Origin of the sequence: Leclercia sp. W6 (genome assembly GCF_003336345.1) — a bacterium.
In the GTDB taxonomy this organism is placed as follows: Bacteria; Pseudomonadota; Gammaproteobacteria; order Enterobacterales; family Enterobacteriaceae; genus Enterobacter.
The window spans coordinates 4,278,005-4,303,030 of the sequence record NZ_CP031104.1 but is presented as its reverse complement, the minus strand read 5'-3'; the positions used below and the strand labels follow the sequence as shown (position 1 = coordinate 4,303,030).

24 protein-coding genes and 1 other RNA gene are annotated in these 25,026 nt (G+C 56.4%); 17 read left to right on the top strand and 8 right to left on the bottom strand.

Annotated elements, in window-relative coordinates; all coding sequences use genetic code 11:
- The first annotated feature begins 72 nt into the window (after nt 1–72).
- Nucleotides 73–2,094, top strand: coding sequence for an NADPH-dependent 2,4-dienoyl-CoA reductase (locus DVA43_RS21115; RefSeq protein WP_114316606.1), 2,022 nt, complete (start codon nt 73–75; stop codon nt 2,092–2,094).
- A gap of 81 nt (nt 2,095–2,175) precedes the next feature.
- Here DVA43_RS21115 and rlmG read toward each other — a convergent pair whose 3' ends face one another.
- The gene (gene rlmG, locus DVA43_RS21110; protein WP_103824883.1) at nt 2,176–3,312 is read right to left on the bottom strand and encodes a 23S rRNA (guanine(1835)-N(2))-methyltransferase RlmG; all 1,137 of its coding nucleotides are present in this window, start codon (nt 3,310–3,312) and stop codon (nt 2,176–2,178) included.
- 85 nt (nt 3,313–3,397) lie between these two features.
- On the opposite strand from rlmG, the gene DVA43_RS21105 reads away from it, so the two are divergent.
- The 4 genes from DVA43_RS21105 (at nt 3,398) to sstT (ending at nt 7,750) form a co-directional block, all read left to right on the top strand.
- Nucleotides 3,398–3,901, top strand: coding sequence for a YgjP-like metallopeptidase domain-containing protein (locus tag DVA43_RS21105; RefSeq protein WP_103824884.1), 504 nt, complete (start codon nt 3,398–3,400; stop codon nt 3,899–3,901).
- 70 nt (nt 3,902–3,971) lie between these two features.
- Nucleotides 3,972–4,970: a Gfo/Idh/MocA family protein gene (locus tag DVA43_RS21100; protein ID WP_103177119.1), complete on the top strand. Its 999-nt coding sequence runs from the start codon at nt 3,972–3,974 to the stop codon at nt 4,968–4,970.
- 272 nt (nt 4,971–5,242) lie between these two features.
- The gene (locus tag DVA43_RS21095; RefSeq protein WP_103824885.1) at nt 5,243–6,211 is read left to right on the top strand and encodes a TerC family protein; all 969 of its coding nucleotides are present in this window, start codon (nt 5,243–5,245) and stop codon (nt 6,209–6,211) included.
- A gap of 297 nt (nt 6,212–6,508) precedes the next feature.
- Entirely contained in the window at nt 6,509–7,750 is a 1,242-nt protein-coding gene (gene sstT / locus DVA43_RS21090; protein ID WP_114316605.1) for a serine/threonine transporter SstT, read from the top strand.
- Nucleotides 7,751–7,836: 86 nt separating this feature from the next.
- Here sstT and DVA43_RS21085 read toward each other — a convergent pair whose 3' ends face one another.
- Both DVA43_RS21085 and uxaC read right to left on the bottom strand, forming a co-directional pair.
- On the bottom strand, nt 7,837–9,324 hold the full coding sequence (locus DVA43_RS21085) for a UxaA family hydrolase (protein WP_103824887.1): 1,488 nt from the start codon (nt 9,322–9,324) through the stop codon (nt 7,837–7,839).
- Nucleotides 9,325–9,341: 17 nt separating this feature from the next.
- Entirely contained in the window at nt 9,342–10,754 is a 1,413-nt protein-coding gene (gene uxaC / locus DVA43_RS21080; RefSeq protein WP_103824888.1) for a glucuronate isomerase, read from the bottom strand.
- A 471-nt stretch (nt 10,755–11,225) separates the two neighbouring features.
- On the opposite strand from uxaC, the gene DVA43_RS21075 reads away from it, so the two are divergent.
- From DVA43_RS21075 to DVA43_RS21025, 11 genes are all read left to right on the top strand, one after another.
- Nucleotides 11,226–12,524: an MFS transporter gene (locus DVA43_RS21075; protein WP_103824889.1), complete on the top strand. Its 1,299-nt coding sequence runs from the start codon at nt 11,226–11,228 to the stop codon at nt 12,522–12,524.
- Between the two features lie 177 nt (nt 12,525–12,701).
- Nucleotides 12,702–13,478 (top strand): transcriptional regulator ExuR, encoded by a 777-nt coding sequence (gene exuR / locus DVA43_RS21070; RefSeq protein ID WP_103824890.1) that lies wholly within the window; start codon nt 12,702–12,704, stop codon nt 13,476–13,478.
- Between the two features lie 346 nt (nt 13,479–13,824).
- Complete coding sequence (gene yqjA, locus DVA43_RS21065; protein ID WP_059307126.1) at nt 13,825–14,487, top strand: DedA family general envelope maintenance protein YqjA; 663 nt, start codon at nt 13,825–13,827, stop codon at nt 14,485–14,487.
- A 25-nt stretch (nt 14,488–14,512) separates the two neighbouring features.
- Nucleotides 14,513–14,875: an EnvZ/OmpR regulon moderator MzrA gene (gene mzrA / locus DVA43_RS21060; protein WP_371413859.1), complete on the top strand. Its 363-nt coding sequence runs from the start codon at nt 14,513–14,515 to the stop codon at nt 14,873–14,875.
- Nucleotides 14,876–15,029: 154 nt separating this feature from the next.
- Nucleotides 15,030–15,398 carry a DUF1090 domain-containing protein gene (locus tag DVA43_RS21055; protein WP_114316604.1) on the top strand — a complete coding sequence of 123 codons (369 nt, stop codon included), beginning with the start codon at nt 15,030–15,032 and terminating at the stop codon, nt 15,396–15,398.
- Between the two features lie 29 nt (nt 15,399–15,427).
- A complete protein-coding gene (locus DVA43_RS21050) occupies nt 15,428–15,733 on the top strand; it encodes a YqjD family protein (protein WP_103177129.1) in 306 nt (101 codons plus the stop codon).
- A gap of 2 nt (nt 15,734–15,735) precedes the next feature.
- Nucleotides 15,736–16,134, top strand: coding sequence for a phage holin family protein (locus DVA43_RS21045; RefSeq protein ID WP_103177130.1), 399 nt, complete (start codon nt 15,736–15,738; stop codon nt 16,132–16,134).
- Nucleotides 16,131–16,445, top strand: a complete 315-nt coding sequence (locus DVA43_RS21040; protein ID WP_103177131.1) for a YqjK-like family protein — start codon at nt 16,131–16,133, stop codon at nt 16,443–16,445. Before DVA43_RS21045 ends, DVA43_RS21040 begins: the two co-directional genes overlap by 4 nt.
- 225 nt (nt 16,446–16,670) lie before the next feature.
- Nucleotides 16,671–17,063, top strand: a complete 393-nt coding sequence (locus tag DVA43_RS21035) for a DoxX family protein (protein ID WP_168194671.1) — start codon at nt 16,671–16,673, stop codon at nt 17,061–17,063.
- A gap of 65 nt (nt 17,064–17,128) precedes the next feature.
- Nucleotides 17,129–18,115: a glutathione S-transferase family protein gene (locus DVA43_RS21030; protein WP_103824894.1), complete on the top strand. Its 987-nt coding sequence runs from the start codon at nt 17,129–17,131 to the stop codon at nt 18,113–18,115.
- A gap of 107 nt (nt 18,116–18,222) precedes the next feature.
- The gene (locus DVA43_RS21025) at nt 18,223–18,588 is read left to right on the top strand and encodes a DUF805 domain-containing protein (RefSeq protein ID WP_114316603.1); all 366 of its coding nucleotides are present in this window, start codon (nt 18,223–18,225) and stop codon (nt 18,586–18,588) included.
- Nucleotides 18,589–18,627: 39 nt separating this feature from the next.
- Here DVA43_RS21025 and yhaJ read toward each other — a convergent pair whose 3' ends face one another.
- On the bottom strand, nt 18,628–19,524 hold the full coding sequence (gene yhaJ, locus DVA43_RS21020) for a DNA-binding transcriptional regulator YhaJ (RefSeq protein ID WP_103177135.1): 897 nt from the start codon (nt 19,522–19,524) through the stop codon (nt 18,628–18,630).
- Nucleotides 19,525–19,629: 105 nt separating this feature from the next.
- Here yhaJ and DVA43_RS21015 point away from each other — a divergent pair, with 105 nt between their 5' ends.
- On the top strand, nt 19,630–20,331 hold the full coding sequence (locus DVA43_RS21015) for a pirin family protein (protein ID WP_114316602.1): 702 nt from the start codon (nt 19,630–19,632) through the stop codon (nt 20,329–20,331).
- A gap of 38 nt (nt 20,332–20,369) precedes the next feature.
- Here the strand turns inward: DVA43_RS21015 and DVA43_RS21010 are convergent, their stop codons facing one another.
- The 4 genes from DVA43_RS21010 to garK form a co-directional block, all read right to left on the bottom strand.
- Nucleotides 20,370–21,674 carry a serine dehydratase subunit alpha family protein gene (locus tag DVA43_RS21010; protein ID WP_114316601.1) on the bottom strand — a complete coding sequence of 435 codons (1,305 nt, stop codon included), beginning with the start codon at nt 21,672–21,674 and terminating at the stop codon, nt 20,370–20,372.
- 21 nt (nt 21,675–21,695) lie between these two features.
- A complete protein-coding gene (locus DVA43_RS21005) occupies nt 21,696–23,027 on the bottom strand; it encodes an amino acid permease (protein ID WP_114316600.1) in 1,332 nt (443 codons plus the stop codon).
- Between the two features lie 431 nt (nt 23,028–23,458).
- Nucleotides 23,459–23,836, bottom strand: an RNA gene (gene rnpB / locus DVA43_RS21000) — RNase P RNA component class A.
- Between the two features lie 32 nt (nt 23,837–23,868).
- Entirely contained in the window at nt 23,869–25,014 is a 1,146-nt protein-coding gene (gene garK / locus DVA43_RS20995) for a glycerate 2-kinase (RefSeq protein WP_114316599.1), read from the bottom strand.
- Nucleotides 25,015–25,026: the final 12 nt, after the last annotated feature.

The window sequence follows — 25,026 nt, the reverse complement described above, 5'->3', positions numbered from 1 at the left end:
CCTTTCTTCTGCCGCTGGCTAAATTAGTAACTCATCCGACCACATAACAATAATTTTACACTGGAAGAGACTATGAGCCGCTACCCGTCGCTATTCGCCCCCCTCGATCTGGGCTTCACCACCCTGAAAAACCGCGTGTTAATGGGCTCGATGCATACCGGGCTGGAGGAGCGGCCGGACGGTGCTGAGCGGCTGGCCGCGTTCTATGCCGAGCGCGCCCGTCACGGGGTGGCGCTCATCGTCACCGGCGGTGTGGCCCCTGCGCCATCCGGGGTGGCGATGGAGGGCGGCGCGGTGCTGAACGATGCGGCACAGCTGCCCCATCACCGGATCGTGACCGATGCCGTCCACCAGGAAGGCGGTAAAATCGCCCTGCAAATTCTGCATACCGGGCGCTACAGCTATCAGCCAAACCCGGTGGCCCCGTCGGCGATCCAGGCCCCCATCAACCGCTTTAAGCCGCAAGCGCTGACCCACGACGAGATCCTGACCCTGATCGATGACTTCGCCCGCTGTGCGGCGCTGGCGCGGGAGGCGGGCTACGACGGCGTGGAGGTGATGGGCTCCGAAGGCTATCTGATTAACGAATTCCTTGCCGCACGCACCAACCAGCGCGACGACGAATGGGGCGGCGACTATGCCCGCCGGATGCGCTTTGCCGTCGAGGTGGTGCGCGCCGTGCGCGAGCGCGCCGGAAGCGACTTTATTATTATCTTCCGCCTGTCGATGCTCGACCTGGTGGAGGGTGGTGGCACCTTCGAGGAAACCGTCCAGCTTGCCCAGGCCATAGAGGCGGCGGGCGCAACCATCATCAACACCGGGATCGGCTGGCACGAAGCGCGCATTCCGACCATCGCCACCCCGGTGCCGCGCGCGGCGTTCAGCTGGGTGACGCGTCGGCTGAAAGGCAAAGTCTCGATCCCGCTGGTGACCACCAACCGCATTAACGATCCGCAAATCGCAGACGATCTGCTGGCGAATGGCGATGCCGATATGGTGTCGATGGCGCGGCCCTTCCTCGCCGATGCGGAGCTCCTCTCCAAAGCGCAAAGCGGCCGTGCGGATGAGATCAACACCTGTATCGGCTGCAACCAGGCCTGTCTGGATCAGATCTTTGTCGGCAAAGTTACCTCCTGCCTGGTGAACCCGCGCGCCTGTCACGAAACACGCATGCCCATCGTTCCGGCCATCAACAAAAAGCGGCTGGCGGTGGTGGGCGCAGGCCCGGCGGGGCTGGCGTTTGCGGTGAATGCCGCCGCACGCGGGCACAGCGTCACGCTGTTTGATGCCGCCGCTGAGATTGGCGGGCAGTTTAATATCGCCAAGCAGATCCCCGGCAAAGAGGAGTTCTACGAGACGCTGCGCTACTACCGCCGGATGATCGAGGTTACCGGCGTGGATCTGCGGCTCAACCAGTGGGTGACCGCGGACGATCTCGCCGACTTTGACGAGACGATCCTCGCCAGCGGGATCGCCCCGCGCACCCCTGCGATCGAGGGCATCGATCATCCGAAAGTGCTGAGCTACCTCGACGTGCTACGCGACAAAGCGCCGGTGGGGGATCGGGTGGCGATTATCGGCTGCGGCGGGATCGGATTTGATACCGCCATGTACCTGAGCCAGACGGGCGAGGCCACCAGCCAGAATATCGCGGAATTCTGCGCAGAATGGGGCATCGACACCAGCCTGAATCAGGTGGGGGGCTTGCGTCCGGAAGGGCCACAGCTGCCAAAAAGCCCACGCCAGATCGTGATGCTGCAACGCAAGGCCAGCAAACCAGGCGAAGGGCTGGGGAAAACCACCGGCTGGATCCACCGCGCCACCCTCCTCGCCCGAGGCGTGAAGATGATCCCGGCGGTGAGTTATCAGAAGATCGACGACGAAGGGCTGCATGTGCTGATCGGCGGTGAACCGCAGTTGCTGCCTGTCGATCATGTGATTTTGTGTGCCGGACAGGAGCCGAAGCGCGATCTGGCCGAGCCGCTGCGCGAGGCGGGTAGAACGGTGCATCTGATTGGCGGGTGCGATGTGGCGATGGAGCTGGATGCCCGGCGGGCGATTGCCCAGGGGACGAAGCTGGCACTGGAGATCTAGGCATTGCCGGGCGGCGATACGCTTGCACCGGCCTACGGTTTTGTAGGCCCGGTAAGCGTAGCGCCACCGGGCAAAACAATCTTAACGACGGCGACCTAATTTGACCGCTTTCAGCACCACGAACTTGTTGTTCGTCGCAATGGTGGTGCAGTTACCGAAGATCTTCTTCAGTTTGTGGAAGTAGTCCAGGTGGCGGTTGGCGACGATATACAGCTCACCGTTGATTTTCAGGCAGCGGCGCGCGTGGTGGAACATCTCCCAGGCGACGTTATCGGTCAGGGCGTGCTTCTGATGGAACGGCGGGTTGCAGAACACCGCGTTAAAGCGGAACGGCTCCACGCCCGAGAGCGCGTTGTTGATCATAAACTCGCAGCGATCCAGCGCCTCCGGCATGTTGGTCTCCACGTTGAGACGGCTGGAGGCCACCGCCATCGGCGATTCGTCGCTGAAGACCACGCTCGCTTCCGGGTTCTTCGCCAGCAACGTCAGGCCGATCACCCCGTTACCGCAGCCGAGATCGACGATCTCCCCTTCCAGGTTTTCCGGCAGATGCTCGATAAAGAAACGCGCCCCGATATCCAGCCCGGTCCGGGAGAAGACGTTGGCGTGGTTGTGGATGGTCCAGTCGGTGCCTTCCAGCTTCCAGCTCAGGGTTTCTGGCGCGTCGGCCAGTTCCGGTGCGCTGAAGGTACAGTTGATCAGGCGCGCTTTTTTCCAGGCAAGCGTAGTGGTGGTTGGCCCCAGCACTTTCTCGAACAGTTCCAGCGTAGAAGTATGGATATCACGCGCTTTAGCACCGGCGATAATGCGCGTCTCTGGCGTCACCACCTTGCGCAGCGCGCGCAGCTGCTGCTCCAGCAACGCCATCGTTTTAGGCACTTTGATCAGCACCACGCCCGGGGCCTGCGGGTAATCCGCCGTGCTGTCGAGGAATTTTACGCTGCCTTCGTCGATGTCGTTGTGACGCAGGTTTTCCCGCGTCGCCAGCTCGCTTATGTACGAATCACCGATGCTGTAAGGAGTGTGTTCGGCCAGGGCGCAAGCCAGGGCGCCGAAAGCATCATTCAGGATCAGAACCGGGCCGCTGATTTCGGTCTCATCCAACTGTTGCAGCAGATAGTCATCCGCCGCTTCCCACGCCTGCAGCGGGTTAACGTCGTCCGTTTCCGGAAAACGTTTTAAGTCGAGTGAACGGAAACCGTTGTCTAAGTGGCTCATCGGCCCTCCTGAGTGGTAAAATTTCGGCGTTATCCCTGAAAAGGGTGCGTGAGTATACCCGTTTTCACACTGATGTGGGCTTTTGATGAACCAACTTCCTTATCTCCAGGGCTACCCGGAGCATTTACTTTCTCAGGTTCGTAGCCTGATTGCCGAGCAGAAGCTGGGCGCGGTGCTGGAAAAACGCTATCCCGGTACCCACGATGTCGCCACCGATAAAGCGCTCTGGCAGTATACGCAGGATCTCAAAAGCCGTTACCTGAAGAGCGCCCCGCCGATCAATAAGGTGATGTACGACAACAAGATCCACGTCCTGAAGAACGCGCTGGGTCTGCATACCGCCATCTCCCGCGTGCAGGGCGGCAAGCTGAAGGCCAAAGCCGAAATCCGCGTGGCGACCGTGTTTCGCAACGCGCCGGAGGCGTTCCTGCGCATGATCGTGGTGCATGAGCTGGCGCACCTGAAAGAGAAGGAGCACGATAAAGCGTTCTATTCCCTCTGCTGCCACATGGAGCCGCAGTACCACCAGCTGGAGTTTGATACCCGGCTGTGGCTGACGCATCTATCGTTAAAGAGTAATGCGGTTTAGCGCACGCGATTTGTCATGATGACGTGCTACAGTGGCTAAAGGTTCCCTGCTACGGAGTACGTAAACGTTTATGATACGTTTCGCAGTCATTGGGACGAACTGGATCACCCGTCAGTTCGTCGATGCCGCCCATGAGACCGGCAAATATAAACTTACCGCAGTCTATTCCCGCAGCCTTGAACAGGCCCAGACCTTTGCGAACGACTACCTCGTCGAACATCTCTTTACCTCGCTGGAGGAGATGGCGCAAAGCGATGCGATTGACGCGGTTTATATTGCCAGCCCCAACTCTCTGCACTTCCCGCAGACGAAGCTGTTCCTCAGCCATAAAAAACACGTGATTTGCGAGAAGCCGCTGGCCTCTAATATCGATGAGGTTGAAGCCGCCATTGCCCTTGCGCGGGAAAACCAGGTAGTGCTGTTCGAAGCCTTCAAAACCGCCAGCCTGCCGAATTTCCTGCTGCTGCAGCAGTCGCTGTCGAAAGTGGGCCGCATCCGCAAAGCCTTTATCAACTACTGCCAGTACTCGTCGCGCTACCAGCGCTACCTGGACGGCGAGAATCCGAACACCTTTAATCCGCAGTTCTCCAACGGCTCGATTATGGATATCGGTTTCTACTGTCTCGCCTCGGCGGTGGCGCTGTGGGGCGAGCCGCACCGGGTGCAGGCGACCGCTAGCCTGCTGGAAAGCGGCGTGGATGCCCACGGCCTAGTGGTGCTGGATTATGGCGATTTCAGCGTGACGCTGCAGCACTCCAAAGTGAGTGACTCGGTGCTGCCAAGCGAGATCCAGGGCGAAAACGGCGCGCTGGTGATCGAGAAGATCTCTGAGTGCCAGAAGCTGAGCTACGTCCCGCGCGGCGGCAAGCCTCAGGAACTGACGCAGCCTCAGCATATCAACACTATGCTGTATGAGGCAGAGGTGTTTGCGCGTCTGGTCGAAACCCAGGAAGTTAACCATCCGGGCCTTGCGGTGAGCCGTACCACGGCGAAGCTGCAAACCGAGATCCGTCGCCAGACGGGGGTGGTTTTCCCGGCCGACGGCCTTAACGCAGAAGTTACCGCGTAAAGCTGTGTAATGAATTCGTGCAGGCCATTGACGAAACCAATGGCCTGACATATTTTGTTACCTGCAAAGGGGAGTAACTTCCTGGTCGGTGGATCGTCATTACGATGCGTGTAATACCGCATCCGGTCGCCGGGCAACGAAAAAGGAATACGTGAGCGTATTCCTTTCTTGTTGTAAGTGAGACCTTGCCGGAAGGCGAGGTCTATGCACAAAAAACGCAACGGCTATCGTCTTCTGACGTTAGCCGTTTTTTTTTGTGGAAGGAAAATTGTATGAATACTGTCGGTACTCCGCTGATGTGGGGAGGATTCGCCATCGTTGTGGTCATCATGCTGGCGATCGATCTCTTTTTGCAGGGTCGGCGCGGCGCGCATGGCATGACCATGAAGCAGGCGGCCGCCTGGTCGCTGGTGTGGGTCACCCTCTCCCTGCTCTTCTGTGCCGCCTTCTGGTGGTATCTCTCCATTACGCAAGGCCGCGCGGTGGCCGATCCCCAGGCGCTGGCGTTCCTCACCGGCTATCTGATTGAAAAAGCCCTGGCGGTGGATAACGTCTTCGTCTGGCTGATGCTGTTCAGCTATTTCGCGGTGCCTGCAGCCTTGCAGCGTCGGGTGCTGGTGTATGGCGTGCTGGGCGCGATCGTGTTGCGTACCATCATGATCTTCGCCGGTAGCTGGCTCATTACCCAGTTTGAATGGCTGCTCTATGTTTTCGGCGCCTTCCTGCTCTTTACCGGCGTGAAGATGGCGCTGGCGAAGGAAGATGAAACCGGTATTGGCGAGAAGCCGCTGGTACGCTGGCTGCGTGGTCATATGCGTATGACCGATACCATCGAAAGCGAGCACTTCTTCGTGCGTAAAAACGGCCTGCTGTTTGCCACGCCGCTGCTGCTGGTGCTGATCATGGTGGAGCTGAGCGATGTGATTTTCGCGGTCGACAGTATTCCGGCGATCTTCGCGGTGACCACTGACCCGTTCATCGTGCTGACCTCAAACCTGTTTGCGATCCTCGGCCTGCGTGCGATGTACTTCCTGCTGGCGGGCGTGGCGGAGCGCTTCTCAATGCTGAAGTATGGTCTGTCGGTGATCCTGGTCTTTATCGGCATTAAGATGTTGATTGTCGATTTCTATCACATCCCAATCGCCATCTCGCTGGGCGTGGTGTTTGGCATCCTGGTTGTGACCCTGCTTATCAACGCCTGGGTGAACCACCAGAACGATAAGAAGCGGCAGATCCAGTAAGGGGATTGTGCGGTCTGGTGCCCGGCGGCGCGACGCTTGCCGGGCTTACGGTTTTGTAGGCCGGGTAAGCGCAGCGCCACCCGGCATTACAACACGCAGCGGAGTAAAACGCGCTACCCGGCAAAAATGTAACAAGACAGTTAAAAAATATGACGCAGTACGTAAATTCCAGCATTTTGCTCTTCCCAGACTTCGCGCATTCAATATACTCATCCTGACAAACACACACCTCTAACCGGAATATAAGTGCCTGAGAGCATCTCCGGGACGGAACGCAATCTCACTGAAGGAATTTTTATGACCATGCAATCCCCGGGTTTGCTCGCGCGTCTGGCGCAGGGCAGCCTTGTTAAACAAATACTGGTAGGCCTGGTGCTGGGTATTTTACTGGCACTGGTTTCTAAACCGGCGGCAATTGCCACCGGCCTGCTCGGCACCCTGTTCGTTGGCGCGTTAAAAGCCGTCGCCCCAGTCCTGGTACTGATGCTGGTTATGGCCTCCATTGCCAACCACCAGAAAGGACAGAAAACCAACATTCGCCCGATTTTGTTCCTTTATCTGCTGGGCACCTTCTCTGCCGCGCTGACGGCGGTCATTTTTAGCTTCGTGTTCCCGTCCACGCTGCACCTCACCTCTGCAGCGGGCGATATCACTCCGCCATCGGGCATCGTGGAAGTGCTTCGCGGCCTGCTGATGAGCATGGTCTCTAACCCGATTGACGCTCTGCTGAATGCTAACTACATCGGCATTCTGGTATGGGCCGTCGGGCTGGGCTTCGCCCTGCGCCACGGTAGCGAGACCACCAAAAACCTGGTTAACGATATGTCCAACGCGGTGACCTTTATGGTGAAGATCGTTATCCGCTTTGCGCCGATCGGTATCTTCGGCCTGGTCTCCTCCACGCTGGCGACAACCGGCTTTGAAACCCTGTGGGGCTATGCGCAACTGCTGGTCGTGCTGGTTGGCTGCATGCTGCTGGTGGCGCTGGTCATCAACCCGCTGCTGGTGTTCTGGCAGATCCGCCGTAACCCGTATCCGCTGGTGCTGACCTGCCTGCGTGAGAGCGGCGTATACGCCTTCTTTACCCGCAGCTCCGCGGCAAACATTCCGGTTAACATGGCGCTGGCCGAGAAGCTGAACTTGGATCGCGACACCTATTCCGTCTCTATCCCGCTGGGTGCGACGGTGAACATGGCAGGTGCGGCGATCACCATCACCGTGCTGACCCTGGCTGCCGTGCATACCCTGGGCGTGCCGGTCGACCTGTTAACCGCGCTGCTGCTGAGTGTTGTGGCGTCGCTGTGCGCCTGTGGTGCATCGGGGGTGGCGGGCGGTTCTCTGCTGCTGATCCCGCTGGCCTGTAACATGTTCGGTATTCCGAATGAAGTGGCGATGCAGGTTGTGGCAGTGGGCTTTATCATTGGCGTGCTGCAGGACTCCTGCGAAACCGCGCTGAACTCCTCTACCGACGTGCTGTTCACCGCCGCGGCGTGTCAGGCTGAAGATGCGCGTCTGGCTAAGAACGCTTTACGTAGTTAATAAAAAGGCCCGGTGGCGGCTACGCCTTACCGGGCCTGATTTTGGTTCGTAGGTCGGGTTAGCGTTAGCGCCACCCGACACCACACCTACAGCGTCACACCACTCTTGAAGATCGCCAGCTCGCGGAAGTCGTTTTTCTCGTTGCAGGCCTGTTTGCCATTGGCGATATCCACAATCACATCCACGAATTCCGTTAACAGCTGCGGCATCGCTTTGCCGTGGATCAACTGACCGGCATCGAAATCGATCCAGTGCTTTTTCTTCGCCGCCAGCTCGCTGTTGGTGGCAATTTTCACCGTTGGCACAAAACCGCCGTACGGGGTGCCGCGACCGGTGCTGAACAGCACCATATGGCAGCCCGCCCCCGCCAGGGCGCTGGTAGCAACGGCATCGTTACCCGGTGCACTTAGCAGGTTCAGACCTGGCGTGCTCAACCGCTCGCCGTAGCGCAGGACGTCCACCACCTGGCTGGCACCCGCTTTCTGGGTACAGCCGAGGGATTTCTCTTCCAGCGTGGTGATCCCGCCCGCCTTGTTGCCCGGGGATGGGTTCTCGTAAATCGGCTGGTTATGGGCGATAAAGTACTGCTTGAAGTCGTTGACCATGGTGACGGTCTTTTCAAACGTCGCTTCGTCGCGGCAATGGCTCATCAGGATCCGCTCGGCGCCGAACATCTCAGGCACTTCGGTCAGCACGGTAGTGCCGCCATTGCTGATAACATAATCAGAGAACTGACCCAGCATCGGGTTAGCGGTAATGCCGGACAGCCCATCCGAGCCGCCGCACTCCAGACCAAACTTCAGCTCGCTCAGCTTGCCTGGCTCACGCTTATCATGGCGCATCGCCTCATAGAGCTCATGCAGATGCTCTAGACCGGCTTCCACCTCATCTTCCTGATGCTGGCACACCATAAAGTGAACGCGGGCAGGGTCGAAATCCCCCAGCGTTTCACGGAAGGCATCCACCTGGTTGTTTTCACAACCGAGGCCAATCACCAGCACCGCCCCGGCGTTCGGGTGGCGGACCATGTTTTGCAGCATGGTGCGGGTGTTGATGTGGTCATCACCCAACTGGGAACAGCCGTAGGTATGGCTGAACAGGAAGACGCCGTCGGTGCCTTCCGCCTGGTTAGTCTCTTTCAGGAAGCGGCTCTGGATCTGACGGGCGATGCCGTTGACGCAGCCGACGGTGGGCAGGATCCACAGTTCATTGCGGATCCCCACCTCACCGCTGGCGCGGCGGTAGATCTGAACGTCACGATCTGCCGCCTGGCGGCTCTCAGCCAGCAACTCAGGTTGATAGCTGTACTCATCCAGATCGCTCAGATTGGTGCGCGTATTGTGGGAGTGAATAAATTCACCCGCCGCGATGTCCGCCAGGGCATGGCCGATAGGCAGACCGTATTTGATAACGTTCTCCCCTTTGGCAATCGGCTGCAGGGCAAACTTGTGCCCGCGCGCCAGATCCTGGCGCAGGGTGACGGTCTGGTTGTCAAACGTCACTTCCAGGCCTTCACTCAGGTCGGCCAGCGCGACCGCAACGTTATCCAGCGAATGGATTTTGATGTATTGCATATCAACCTCAGACGGCCTTAGTTCAGTTCAATAGCGAAGTAGTCGCGCGCATTGTTAAAGCAGATGTTTCTCACCATTTCGCCCAGCAGCTGGATATCGGCCGGCGCTTCGCCTGCGGTGACCCAGCGGCCAATCATCTGGCACAGAATGCGACGGAAATATTCATGGCGAGTATAGGAAAGGAAGCTGCGGCTGTCGGTCAGCATGCCGACAAAGCGGCTCAGCAGACCGAGCTGCGCCAGTTGGGTCATCTGACGCTCCATGCCATCTTTCTGGTCGTTGAACCACCAGCCGGAACCGAACTGCATTTTGCCCGGCATCCCTTCGCCCTGGAAGTTACCGATCATGGTGCCCAGCACTTCGTTATCGCGTGGGTTCAGGCAGTAGAGGATGGTTTTTGGCAGCAGATTCTCTTCGTTCTGTTTGCTCAGCAGTTTGGAGAGCTCTTCCGCCAGCGGACGGTCGTTGATGGAGTCGAAACCGACATCGGCACCCAGCAGCTTGAACTGACGCAGGTTGTTGTTGCGCAGCGCGCCAATGTGGTACTGCTGCACCCAGCCGCGACGAGCATATTCTGCCGCCAGCCAGACCAGCACTGCGGTTTTGAACTGCGCCACTTCATGCTCGCTCAAGGTTTCACCCGCCAGGCGGCGCGCCAGGATGCTGTCCAGCTCGGCTTCGTTCGCCTCAGCAAACAGCACCACGTCCAGCGCATGGTCAGACACTTTACAGCCGTGAGCCGCGAAGTGATCCAGACGCTTCGCCAGCGCGGTCTGCAGATCGCCGAAACGGCGGATCTCGGTATCAGAGACTTCACTCAGCTTCGCCATGTAGTCGGCAAAGGTCGCCTGCTCAATGTTGAACGCTTTATCCGGGCGCCAGCTTGGCAGCACTTTGACATCAAACGAGCTGTCTTTCGCGACAACGGCGTGATGCTCCAGAGAGTCGATTGGATCATCGGTGGTGCCGACCATCTTCACGTTCATCTGCTTCATGATGCCGCGGGCAGAGAATTTATCCTGGGCCAGCAGCTCATTGCATTCGTTCCAGATCTCATCCGCGGTAGACGGAGAGAGCAGCTTGCCGGTGATCCCGAACGGACGGCGCAGCTCCAGATGGGTCCAGTGGTAGAGCGGGTTACCAATGGTGTGCGGCACGGTCGCGGCCCAGGCATCGAATTTTTCACGGTCAGACGCATCGCCGGTACAGAGGCGTTCAGCCACCCCGTTGGTACGCATGGCGCGCCACTTGTAGTGGTCGCCTTTCAGCCAGATGTCATACAGGTTTTTAAAACGGTAATCTTCGGCAACCTGCTGCGGCGGAAGGTGGCAGTGGTAGTCGAAAATCGGCTGGTCTTTCGCGTAATCATGGTACAGGCGGCGGGCAAATTCGGTATCTAACAGAAAATCTTCAGTCATAAACGGAGTCATGTCGTCATCCTCTTAACGGGCACGTCAGAAAACAGCAATGTTCAGATGCTGCAAAGTTATCACACCAATTTCCAGAGGCCGATGATTTTTTCGTGAGTTAGATCAATAAACGTCGACAAATAATCTACGCCCAAAGGAGTAAACACCGCTCAACACCGCGCCAGCTCTGGCCTGACGCAGCCTCGACATTACCCTTACAATTATTGACACATTTGTGATGTCACTCACCTTTTAAAGTTGTATGACAAGTTATCGTTCTGCCGTCGCAAATTATAAGCCGACGGAATGCATTACCGGTGCCACAGGCGTCGGACTCAGCGGTAAGGATACCGAATTATGCACGTTACTTATGGCAAGGTTCGGGCCGTACCGGGAGCATTCCCGGTTACGCCCTCCCGTTGAAAACATCTCACGCAATGCATAGAGATGCCCGTACTCCGGTGCGGCAATAACATAACGATGAGGTTTTACATGCGTAAAATTAAAGGGTTACGTTGGTACATGATCGCACTGGTGACGCTCGGCACCGTGCTGGGCTACCTGACGCGTAATACCATAGCGGCGGCTGCGCCAACGCTGATGGAAGAGTTGCATATCTCCACGCAACAATACTCCTATATTATCGCGGCCTATTCCGCGGCTTATACCATCATGCAGCCGGTAGCAGGCTACGTGCTGGATATTCTGGGTACGAAAGTTGGCTATGCCGTATTCGCCGTCACCTGGGCCATCTTCTGCGGCGCAACCGCGCTGGCAGGCAGCTGGGGTGGTCTGGCGCTGGCCCGTGGCGCGGTAGGTGCTGCGGAAGCGGCAATGATCCCTGCGGGTCTAAAAGCGGCCTCCGAGTGGTTCCCGGCGAAAGAGCGTTCCATCGCGGTGGGCTACTTCAACGTGGGTTCCTCTATCGGCGCGATGATTGCTCCGCCGCTGGTGGTGTGGGCTATCGTGATGCACAGCTGGCAGCTGGCGTTTATTCTCTCCGGCGTGCTGAGCTTCGCCTGGGCGATGTCCTGGCTGATCTTCTACAAACACCCGCGCGATCAGAAGAAGCTCTCTGATGAAGAACGCGACTACATCATCGGCGGCCAGGAGTCCCAGCACCAGACCAATAACGGCAAGAAGATGTCTGTCCTGCAGATCCTGGGTACCCGTCAGTTCTGGGGTATCGCTCTGCCGCGCTTCCTGGCTGAGCCTGCATGGGGGACGTTCAACGCCTGGATCCCGCTGTTCATGTTTAAAGTTTACGGCTTTAACCTGAAAGAGATCGCCATGTTCGCCTGGATGCCAATGCTGTTTGCAGACCTGGGCTGTATCGTCGGGGGTTACCTGCCACCGCTGTTCCAGCGCTGGTTCGGCGTGAACCTGATTGTCTCCCGTAAGATGGTTGTGACCATGGGTGCCTTGCTGATGATTGGCCCAGGGATGATCGGCCTGTTCACCAGCCCGTATGTCGCGATTGCGCTGCTGTGCGTCGGGGGCTTTGCTCACCAGTCTCTCTCCGGTGCGCTGATCACCCTCTCTTCTGACGTCTTCGGTCGTAATGAAGTGGCGACCGCTAACGGCCTGACCGGGATGGCAGCCTGGACCGCCAGTACCCTGTTCGCCCTGGTGGTCGGTGCGCTGGCTGACACCATCGGCTTTAGCCCGCTGTTCGCAGTACTGGCTGTCTTCGACCTGCTGGGGGCGGTGCTTATCTGGACGGTGCTGAAAAGCAAGTCCGCAGAGGAGCTGTTGCAAGAGTCCGTTGGAAGGCCCGCGACTCAGAGCTAGATTTATTGCCGGGTGGCGCCTCGCTTACCCGGCCTACTAAACCGCCAGGACGCGCAAGCGAAGTGCGACCTGGTATATAAAAGCCGCCCCCGAGCGGCTTTTTTGCGGGTCAAATCTGGAGAGAAAGGGGTAAAAGTGGTATAACAAATCATTAGCCATACCCTGCCTGGAGCGCATATGGAAATCAACGAACCCCGTCGTCTTTATCAGCAACTTGCTGCCGAACTGAAATCGCGCATCGAGCAAGGCGTTTATCTGGTAGGCGACAAATTACCTGCCGAGCGTTTTATCGCTGATGAGAAGAGCGTAAGCCGCACCGTGGTTCGTGAAGCCATCATCATGCTGGAAGTGGAAGGCTATGTTGAAGTGCGTAAAGGTTCCGGCATTCATGTTATTTCCAGCCAGCCAAAACACTCCCCGGCCCCGGAAGAAAATCTGGAATTTGCCAATTACGGTCCCTTTGAGCTGCTCCAGGCTCGTCAGCTTATTGAGAGTAATATCGCCGAGTTTGCGGCGACGCAGGTGACCAAGCAGGACATCATGAAGCTGATGGAGATCCAGGACAACGCGCGTAAAGAGAAATGCTTCCGCGACTCCGAGTGGGACCTGCAGTTTCATGTTCAGGTGGCGCTGGCGACGCAAAACACCGCGCTTGCGGCAATCGTCGAAAAAATGTGGACTCAGCGCGTTCATAACCCGTACTGGAAAAAACTGCACGATCACATCGATTCCCGCACCGTGGATAACTGGTGTGACGATCATGACCAAATCCTTAAGGCGCTGATTCGTAAAGACCCGCATGCGGCAAAAGTAGCCATGTGGCAGCATCTCGAAAACACCAAACAGATGTTGTTCAATGAAACCAGTGACGACTTCGAATTTAACGCTGACCGCTATCTTTTTGCTGAGAATCCGGTGGTTCACCTCGATAGCGCTGTCAGTCACGCAAAATAGTTTTCTTCACGCATCGGCAGGCGCTTCGCTGCGCCTTCCGGCCACGGTGGGTAAGTAAACATATATAGTGTCAGCCTTTGTAAATAGCCTCGCGTCTCCTCCCTGGGTTAAGACAAAATCTATCTGCGGTACATGTAAATACTGTGACGGATCCCATTGGCGTTTGTTACAATTAGATGCAATTTGCCGTTTAGTTAGTTAGTGCTTGCTTACTTAGCCATTTAACAGGGAACAGTTTGGCCACACACTGTGTCCGCGAGCGACCATAATGAAATTATAAAAAATGTCGCCGTGCTGTTTGACCCGGTTGACAGGTGCGTCGTTAACCGCTTTCCAGGAACACTGAATGGAACTTTTGACCCAACTACTTAATGCCTTATGGGCTCAGGATTTCGAAACGCTGGCCAATCCGTCCATGATTGGCATGCTCTATTTTGTCCTGTTTATGATTCTGTTTCTTGAAAACGGTCTGCTTCCTGCCGCTTTCCTGCCTGGCGATAGTCTGCTGGTGCTGGTGGGTGTGCTGTGCGCAAAAGGGGCAATGCAATTTCCGCAAACCGTCCTGCTGCTGACCATTGCCGCCAGCCTCGGCTGCTGGTTGAGCTATATCCAGGGGCGATGGCTTGGCAATACGCGTATCGTGCAGAACTGGCTATCGCACCTGCCGGCACACTATCATCAGCGGGCGCATCACCTGTTCCACAAGCACGGGCTTTCTGCGCTGCTGGTGGGCCGCTTTATCGCCTTTGTCCGCACCCTGCTGCCAACCATTGCCGGTCTGTCTGGTCTTAGCAGCACGCGCTTCCAGTTCTTTAACTGGATGAGTGGCTTGCTGTGGGTGCTGATCCTTACTACGCTGGGTTATCTGCTCGGCAAAACGCCGGTGTTCCTGAAATATGAAGATCAGCTGATGTCCTGCCTGATGCTGCTGCCAGTCGTGCTGCTGGTGTTCGGGCTGATTGGTTCGCTGGTGGTTCTCTGGAAGAAAAAACATGGAAGTCAGGGCTAACGACATGGCCAATCCTAACGCGTCAATGCGCCGTCTCTCTTACGCCATGGTCGCGCTGGTGATGTTCAGCGCCCTGCTGCTGGCCTGGGCGGCGCTGCAAAAACAGGAATCGACGCTGGCGATCCGCGCGGTCAATCAGGGCGTCAGCATGCCGGATGGTTTCTCCATCTGGCATCACCTGGATGCCAACGGTATTCAGTTCAAAAGTATTACCCCGCAGAAAGATGTGCTGCTGATCACCTTTGACTCCAGCGTACAGAGCGCTGCCGCGAAGAAGGTGCTCGATCGCAGCCTGCCGCATGGCTATATCATTGCTCAACAGGATAATGACAATCAGGCGGTGGTCTGGCTGACCCGTCTGCGTGATACATCACGTCTGTTAGGCTAAATTTCCACTATTCTGAATCTTTTCACTTACTTTGGTGATATCCCCGTTTACTTACTATGCTTAAGTACGCGGAGCACCTCTCACACGTACTCCGCACAACTCTGGAATTCGACATTTCCGCAGGTTACGTCGAAAACAATGGAAGGTTTCAACAATGAATTACCGCATCGCCCTGGGCCTCGCCCTTTTTTCTTTGAGCACAGCTTCGTTCGCTTCGTCTCTTTGTCAGGAGAAGGAACAGGATATTCAACGCGAGATCAGTTACGCTGAAAAGCATAACAATCAGAGCAGAATCAACGGATTGAATAAAGCGCTGAGAGAAGTGAAAGCGAACTGTTCCGACGACAAGTTGCGCGCCGATCACCAGCGCAAGATTGCCGAACAGAAAGAAGAAATTGCTGAACGCCGCCGGGATCTGGCGGAGGCAAAGGAGAAAGGCGATGCAGACAAAGTTGCCAAACGTGAGCAGAAACTGCAAGAAGCGCAGAACGAACTGAAAGCGCTGGAGTCTCGCGATTACTGATTTAACGGACATCGTAACAGGAGAGAATCATGTCAAAAGATACCACGTCAGACCATTTACGCGCTGAACTGAAGTCCCTGGCGGATACCCTGGAAGAGGTACTGAGCTCCTCTGGCAATAAGTCGAAAGAAGAGCTGAGCAAACTGCGTAATAAAGCGGAGCAGGCCCTGCACGAAAGCCGCTATCGTCTGGGCGAAACCAGCGATGCACTGGCGAAACAGACCCGTGAGGCCGCCGCGCGCGCTGATGAGTATGTGCGTGAGAATCCGTGGGCCGGCGTAGGTATCGGTGCTGCGGTTGGCGTTGTCATCGGCATGCTGCTTACGCGACGTTAATTATGGAAGATTCACGTCAACCACAAGGGCCCGCAAAAAACGTTCTCGGTATCGGACAGCGGATTTTGACTACTCTCGTCGGCATCGCAGAGACGCGTATCCGGCTGGCGGTGGTCGAACTGGAAGAAGAGAAAGCGAATCTCTTCCAACTGCTACTGATGCTGGGGTTGACCATGCTCTTCGCCGCCTTTGGCCTGATGAGCCTGATGGTATTGATTATCTGGGCAGTCGATCCGCAGTATCGTCTTAATGTGATGATTGGCACCACCGTGGTGCTGCTGCTTGCTGCTCTGATAGGGGGAATATGGACGATGCGCAAAGTGCGCCAGTCGACCCTGCTACATCATACCCGTAAGGAACTCGCCAACGACCGGTCACTGCTGGAGGATGACAAAAAGTGAGCAGAAGCCGAGCGGAACGTGAGCGAGAAAAGGCATTTTTGCTGAGCCAGATCCAGCAGCAACGGCTGGATCTGTCGGCCGGCAGCCGTGACTGGCTGGAAGCCACGCACAGCTATGACCGCGGGTGGAATATGTTTCTGAACCTGCGGGCATGGGCGCTGATAGGGAGCAGCATTCTGGCGGTGAGGGCCGTGCGTCATCCGAATATGCTGATCCGCTGGGCGCGCCGCGGTCTGGGCATCTGGAGCGCGTGGAAGATGATTAAAACCACCCTTACCCAGCAGCAGCTCCGCAAACAAGAAACCCGCTGACGTCTACCCTGCCTCACCCTGTAAAGCGCCTCCTGGCGCTTTACTTTTATCCTTTCCCTCCCTTCACATTACTCAATATCTTTGAAGAAGATTGACAGTTTTCCTTGCTAACAATCCCCATTCGCCCCGTTTATGATTCTCTCCATCGACAGCGAGACCGCGGCATCCGCCCGATTTTGCACAACAAATAGTATTTACAGCCCAAGTGGTTCCCTGGAGAGTAAGATGAAAAAATTAGAAGATGTTGGTGTACTGGTAGCGCGCGTTCTGATGCCAATCCTGTTTATTACCGCAGGCTGGAGCAAAATCGGGGGTTACGCCGGCACGCAACAGTATATGGAAGCGATGGGCGTTCCGGGGTTCCTGCTGCCGCTGACCATTCTGCTTGAACTGGGTGGTGGCCTGGCCATTCTGTTCGGTTTCCTGACCCGGACTACCGCACTGTTCACCGCAGGCTTTACCCTGCTGACCGCGTTCCTGTTCCACAGCAACTTTGCGGAAGGGGTGAACTCGCTGATGTTCATGAAAAACCTGACTATCGCAGGCGGTTACCTGCTGCTGGCTATCACCGGCCCGGGTGCATACAGCATCGACCGCGTCCTGAATAAGAAGTGGTAAGCACGCTATACTGAATCAAAAAGCGAGGAGATTTCTCCTCGCTTTTGCTATCTAAGGAGGAAAAGATGGGACAACTTGTAGACGGCGTCTGGCAGGATACCTGGTATGACACCAAATCAACCGGGGGACGTTTCAAACGTTCTGTTTCGGCCTTCCGTAACTGGCTCACCGCCGATGGCGCGCCTGGCCCAAGCGGCGAAGGCGGCTTTGCGGCGGAGAAAGATCGTTACCACCTCTATGTTTCTCTGGCCTGTCCGTGGGCGCATCGCACCCTGATCGTCCGCGCCCTGAAGGGGCTGGAATCGCTGATCCCCGTCTCGGTGGTGCATCCGCTGATGCTGGAGAACGGCTGGACTTTCGGCGATGATTTCCCGGCGGCCACTGGCGATTCACTCTATCACCACGATTTTCTCTACCAGCTCTACCTGCGCGCCGATCCTCACTACACCGGCCGCGTTACCGTTCCGGTACTGTGGGACAAGAAAAATCAGACCATCGTCAGCAATGAGTCAGCCGAGATCATCCGCATGTTTAACACCGCGTTTGATGCCCACGGCGCCCGGGCAGGCGATTTTTATCCGCCCGCGCTGCGCGATAAAATTGATGACCTGAATAGCTGGATTTACGACAACGTGAACAACGGCGTCTATAAGGCCGGGTTTGCCACCAGTCAGGAAGCCTACGACGAAGCCGTGACCAATGTCTTTGCCTCGCTGGAGCGGCTGGAGCAGATCCTCGGCCAGCACCGCTATCTCACCGGCGACCAGCTGACCGAAGCAGATATCCGTCTATGGACCACGCTGGTGCGCTTTGACCCGGTTTACGTGACCCACTTCAAGTGCGACAAACACCGGATCAGCGATTACCTCAACCTGTACGGTTTCCTGCGCGACATCTATCAGATGCCGGGGATTGCGGAGACGGTCGATTTTGACCATATCCGTAACCATTACTATCGCAGCCATAAAACCATTAATCCGACGGGCATTATCTCCATTGGCCCGTGGCAGGATCTGACTGAACCGCACGGGCGCGACGTCCGCTTCGGCTAAGCCTCAGGGGCGCTTTTCTGGCGCCCTTTACCCCCCTTTTATTCCCGTCTATGCTTTAGTGGATCGCTTAAAAAACAAGTGATTAATTGCTGCGGAGGCCACAAGAAATGGACTGGTATCTGAAAGTACTGCGAAATTATATCGGGTTTAAAGGGCGCGCCCGGCGCAAAGAGTTCTGGATGTTTACTCTGGTGAACTTCATTCTGGTTTGTGTGCTGGGGCTGATCGACAAAATGCTGGGCTGGGAGCGAGCTGGCGGCGAAGGCATTATCACCACCGTGTATGGCTTGCTGGTACTTCTGCCATCGTGGGCCGTGCTCTTTCGTCGGCTTCATGATACCGATCGTTCGGCGTGGTGGCTGCTGCTGGTGCTGATCCCGGTGCTCGGCTGGATCATTATTCTGATCTTCAACTGCCAGCGCGGAACGGAAGGTGAAAACCGTTTCGGGCCGGATCCGTTGCTAAACAACTGACAGATTGCCCGGCGGCGCTGCGCCTGCCGGGCCTGCATTTTACTTCTGGGTGAACAGCTTCTGGATCTCACGCAGACACCAGGATTTAGCCTCGCCCATGCTGTCGCGTCGCCACGCCATAATGATATCCACTTCACTGGTGTACTCCGGGCTCACCACCCGCAGCCGCCCTTCGGCAATATCTTTCTCAACGAACGGATACGGCATGGTTGCCACGCCCAGCCCGGCCAGCAGCGCCTGACGTTTATCTTCCAGGGTACTGACGGTGAGGCGCGGCTGTTTATCAAGCAGCTGAACGGTTAATACCGGGCGCTCGCGGGCGGTATCGGCCACCGCCACGCCGCGGTATTTTACGCGGGTCACTTCCGACAGCGGCTCGGGTTCCTGATGAATCGGATGATCCGGTGCGGCGACATAGACATTCATCACGGTATAGAGCTTGCGGGAGTTGATTTCGGACGAGGAGCGGAAGTGCATATCCGGCGCGATCACGATATCAGCCCGGCCCTGCTCCAGGCGCTCCCATGCCCCGGCAAGCACCTCGGTGATAATAGAAAGCTGGGTATTGGCTTTTTCTGCCAGGCGATCCACCAGCGGATAGAGCGCAGTGGTGGGTACCAGCGCTTCGGTGACCAGCGTCAGATGCGTTTCCCAGCCGCGGGCCAGCGCTTCGGCGTCGGTGGTCAGTTTATCCGCAGCTTCCAGCAACACGCGCCCGCGCTCCAGCAGCATGCGGCCGACATTGGTGAATTTTGTTCGATGACCAGAGCGGTCAAACAGCACCACATCCAGCTCTTCTTCCAGTTTCTGCATGGTGTAACTCAGGGCAGATGGCACGCGCCCCAGTTCATCCGCTGCTGCGGCGAAGCTACCGCGTCGATCGATCGCGTCCATCACACGCAGTGCTTCAAGGGTCAATGCTCTCTCTTTAGCCATGGTGTTCTCATTCAGGAAATTTGAACATACCGGGCAGAATATCTGGCTAACAATGCAGCGTCCATACCTTTACCATTGTTTTAGTGTAAAGAGAGGTCAAGTTTTATGATTACGACAAGAACAGCTAAACAGTGCGGGCAAGCCGATTTCGGTTGGCTGCAGGCCCGCTACACCTTTTCCTTTGGACACTACTTTGACCCGAAACTGCTGGGCTATGCCTCTTTACGTGTACTGAACCAGGAGGTACTTGCACCCGGAGCTTCGTTCCAGCCGCGTACCTATCCAAAAGTGGATATCCTGAACCTCATTCTTGAAGGCGAAGCAGAGTATCGCGACAGCGAGGGCAACCACGTCCAGGCGAAAGCCGGTGAAGCATTGCTGATAGCCACCCAGCTAGGTATCAGCTATAGCGAACATAACCTCAGCAAAGATAAGTCGCTGACGCGGATGCAACTGTGGCTGGATGCCTGCCCGGAGCGGGAAAACCCGCTGCTCCAGAAGATCGATCTGCTGGATGCCAAACAGCAGCTGCTGGCCTCGCCGGATGGTAGCACAGGCAGCCTGCAGCTCCGCCAGCAGGTGTGGCTGCATCATATCGAGCTGGATAAAGGGGAGCGCCTGAGTTTTCAGCTGCACGGCCCGCGCGCCTACCTGCAATCTATTCACGGTACGGTACATGCGCAAACGCCCGCTGAGGAGCGCGAAGCGCTGACCTGCGGAGATGGTGCGTTTATTCGCGACGAGGCGAATATCACTCTGGTGGCTGACACGCCGCTGCGGGCACTGCTGATTGATTTGCCGGTCTGAACCGGCGGCCTCTCCCTGCACAAGGAGAGGCCGCTATTTCAGGCAACTTTCTCCGCCATGATCTCAATGATCTGTTTATCCGTTGCCTGCATTGAACGGCATGCGAGTGAGCACAGATTGGCGATGGACTGTTCCACATCGTGCGCCACGATCCCTTCGTTGCCGGTCACGGCGCAATCATCAAGCGCCATCATTACCGATTTCCAGGCACTGCTGACGCTGGTTGAGACTTTCATCGCGCAGCTGTTCGATGCTCCATCGCAGATCATTCCGCTGACGTCGCCAATCATACTGCTGATTGCCATCTCAATCGCCTTATAGCCCCCGTCCAGCAGCCATGCCATACCGGCTGCTGCGCCCATGGCCGCGGTCGTCGCAGCGCACAATGCCGACAGGCGAGGAAGCTGGTAATGGATATAAATCGCCGACAGGTGCGAAAGCATCAGCGCCCGCGCCAGTTTTTCTTCATCAACCTGGAGATATTCCGCCACGACCAGAACTGGCATCGTTGCCGTGATCCCCTGATTACCCGAGCCGGAATTGCTCATGGCGGGCAGTGTCGCGCCGCCCATTCGGGCATCTGACGCGGCGCTGGTGCGGATGATAATCTCCGATCCTAGTCCCTGGTCGATAAAGCCACGCGCCTGCTGTCTATGCAACGTCGCGCCAATATGGAGTCCCCATTTGCCGGTTAATCCCTCCCGGGAGAGCGCGTCGTTTAGATGCCCGGCTTCCAGGATAAAACGAATGGCGGAAAACGGAACATGCTCGATAAACTCCAGGATCTGCGACAGCGACGTGTTCGACAGCACCCTCAGCGGATCGCCGCCAGAGCACTGCGGCTGCTCATCCAGCATAAAGCGTGTTTCGCCCTGATAGCTGATCTGTACGACCCGCGTATGCCCTCCCGAAATGGTGACGCTTGCCGATTCCGCCCCGGCATAGACAGTGGCGCGGGAATAGAGGATTTCGTCGCAGGGTTGCTGCAGTTTTACCTGCACGTTTCCTGCCGCCAGCAACGCTTTAGCGCGGGCAATCGCCTCGGGCGAAGCATCTTTTAACACCTCCAGCCCGCCCCGGGGATTACCCCCAATCGCCCCCAGCGCAGCCGCAACAGGCAGGCCAACCATGCCAGTACCCGGTACTGTTACACCCAGTCCATTCTTCATTAAATTCGGTGAAACCCACGCCTCAATTTGCGTAATGTCTCCGCTTAATTGTTCAGCCGCGATGGCACAGGCCAGCGCCAGCGAGACAGGCTCTGTACATCCCAGGGCAGGTTTAACCTCTTCCTGCACCGCGTGAATAAACAGGTTCCATAGAGGGTTTATTTGCTCAGACATCGTTACGACCTTTATTGCACATCAGGAAAAAGCGAGGAAAGGAGAAACACAAAGCAGTAGCCCGGTGATAATAATAATCACCAGCGACACGCCTTTGTATTTATGCAGCGCAGGGACCTTGTAGACCAGCCACGCCGGAATTAAACAGCCCACCATGCCGAAAATAGGGCTGCAGATAGAGGTGAAACTCAGCACAGGAGCGTTTAATACAATGGCGCTCCAGGCAAGCAGTATGGCAAACACCATAATGCCGCGCTGTACGGTAGTTTCATTGATTTTATCCGCCGGAAATTTGCGGCGCAGGATATTCATCACGATGCCTTGCGTCGCTTCACGAAAGCCGAGATAGACGCCAAAGAAAGCCGTCATCACAGCGAAGATATTCAGAATAACGCTGACGATTTTTACCCAACCCGCACCATCACCGCTAATAAACTGCGCAGCAATTGCCAGGGCGGAAATATTCTGTTCATAGGCTTTGACCGCTTCCTCATGCCCCATCGCCAGGGTAAAAGAGACCGCGTAGAAAAAGACCGTCACAAACAGAATGCCAAACGCGATATTCATTGCCCGCAGGGCTTTGTACCGTGCCACTTCGATCGATTTTGCGCGGGAGCGGTAGGAGATCACCATTGGGCTTAGGGTCTGAATAAACAGAATGGAGGTGAGAGTAAACGGCAGGGTAATAATGGCATTCTTGATCAGCAGCCCCATCGGCGGCAGCGCGCCAACATTATAGAGGTGCCACATGCCAATCATTGAGACCCCCAGTGCCGCCACCACCAGCAGTTTGGTGAGCACCATCAGGCTGGAGACTTTAAACAGCAGTTTTTCACCCCGGGATGAGATCGCCACCAGGATACAGATCAGTAATAAGCCATAGAACGGGTTTTCTGACAGTAAACCGTCCGTCACGCCGAAGGTATGCAGATAAGAGGCGCTGTCATTGGTGATCGCCGTGGAATAAACAAACATCCAGATAACCAGCATGACAAAATAGAGCGCTCCTAACAGAATGCCCCAGTTTTTACCCAGATAACCGCTGATCACGCTCGGATAATCTTTGCACTCCGGCGATTCCGCCAGCGTATTAATAAACAGGCGCTGAAAGAGATACATCGCCGGATAACCAATGATGGAAGAGAGCAGAAAAACCCACAGGCCCATTAATCCCACCTGGACCGGGAGAAAAACAATACCGGCACCGATTGCCATGCCGATACTCATGATTATCCAACCGGTATCATTGCTGTCGAATTTAATTGCTTCTTGCCATTCACTCTCGCTCATTCCAGCCCGTCTTGCTGCCGGTGAGTCGTTCACAATTACGCTATTATTTGTCGCCGTATCCATTAGGCTCTCGCTTATTTTGTAGGGTAAACAGTTATTTTTTATGGATATCTGCTCATTAGCGATAATGAGCCAGAGAGGTGCAGGCGCTTGTTATTGGTGTGGAAATATCATATCCGGAGAGGAAGAGAAAAAAATCACAACGTTAGTGTGGCTTTTGACTGAAAAAAGAAAAAATTACTCTTTTGAAAAAAGAAGCAGGACGTTTTTTCTCATTGTGACGCACTTCAAGGAATAAAAAAACCGCGACACGCGCGGGTTGTTGATCGCTGGTACGTTACTGACACCAGAAAGCAAAAACCCCGCTGAAGCGGGGTTTCTAAAGAGTTGAAGCTGACCGATAAGCCGCGTTCTTTTTGGTATAGCGTCGTTGGACAGTCATTCATCTCAACCGCTACGTAGCAAAAACCCCGCCGAAGCGGGGTTTTCTGAAGAGTTGAAGCTGACCGATAAGCCGGGTTCTGTCGTTGGACAGTCATTCATCTAGGCCAGCAATCGCTCACTGGCTCAAGCAGCCTACCCGGGTTCAGTACGGGCCGTACCATGTGAACCCCTATTTGGCCTTGCTCCGGGTGGAGTTTACCGTGCCACGGACTGTTACCAGCCGCGCGGTGCGCTCTTACCGCACCCTTTCACCCTTACCTGATCCCACTTGCATGGGCCATCGGCGGTTTGCTCTCTGTTGCACTGGTCGTGGGTTTCCCCCCCAGGCGTTACCTGGCACCCTGCCCTATGGAGCCCGGACTTTCCTCCCCTCCGCCCGTCTCCCCCGAAAGGGACGACGACGAAGCGGCGACTGTCTGGTCAGCTTCGGCGCGCAGTATAGAGGGTTTGCGCCCCGCTGTCACCCTTCGGTGAGCATCCCTACCCGCAGGGTGGCGGCAATATTGCGCGAGGCGCGATAAATATTGTCAAACGCGCCGCGGAACGCCTCTTCCAGGGTGCTGATACTGGTCAGGACGCTGAACACCGCGTCGATGCCATATTGATGAACCACCCCGACGTCGCTGGTCAGGCTGCCGGCAATGCCGATGACCGGCTTGCGATATTTACTGGCGACGCGCGCCACGCCCACCGGCACTTTACCGTGAATACTTTGACTGTCCAGGCGTCCTTCGCCGGTCACCACCCAGGTGCAGTCATGAATATGCTCTTCGAGATTCAGCGCCTGGGTGACAATTTCGATGCCGCTCTTCAGCTCCGCACCAAGGAACGCCATCAGCGCGGCGCCCATGCCGCCTGCCGCACCCGCGCCAGGGACATTTTTGACATCAATACGCAGCGCGGTATGAATCACATCGGCGTAGTGGGAAAGATTGTTGTCGAGCTCGACGATGTTGGCTTCTGTCGCCCCTTTCTGCGGGCCGAAGATACGGGAGGCACCCTGCTCACCGATCAGCGGATTGCTCACGTCGCAAGCCACCCGTATCGCGCAGGTTTTGAGACGCGGATCGAGCAACGAAATATCAATATTGTTTAACGCCATCAGGCTGCCACCGCCGTGGCCAATCTCGGTGCCGTTGGCATCCGTCAGTTTTGCCCCCAGCGCCTGCACCATTCCGGCACCGCCGTCGTTGGTGGCGCTGCCGCCAATCCCGATTATGATATTGCGCGCGCCCTTATCGAGTGCCGCGAGGATCAGCTCGCCCGTCCCGCGGGAGGTGGTAATCAACGGGTTGCGCTGTGCCGGAGGAACCAGTGCCAGTCCGCTCGCCGCCGCCATCTCAATAAACGCCGTCACACCATCGCCGGAGATCCCCCAACAGGCATTGACGCTTTCGCCCAATGGCCCCGTCACTACTGCATGCTGCATTGTGCCGTTGGTGGCGGCAACCATCGCTTCAACCGTGCCTTCCCCGCCATCCGCAACGGGAACCGAAACATACTCTGCATCGGGAAAGATCTCCCGAAAGCCTTTTTCTATCGCCTGCGCTACCTCGGTGGCAGACAGGCTTTCTTTGTAAGAGTCAGGGGCAATTACGATTTTCATAGTTATAGCCTG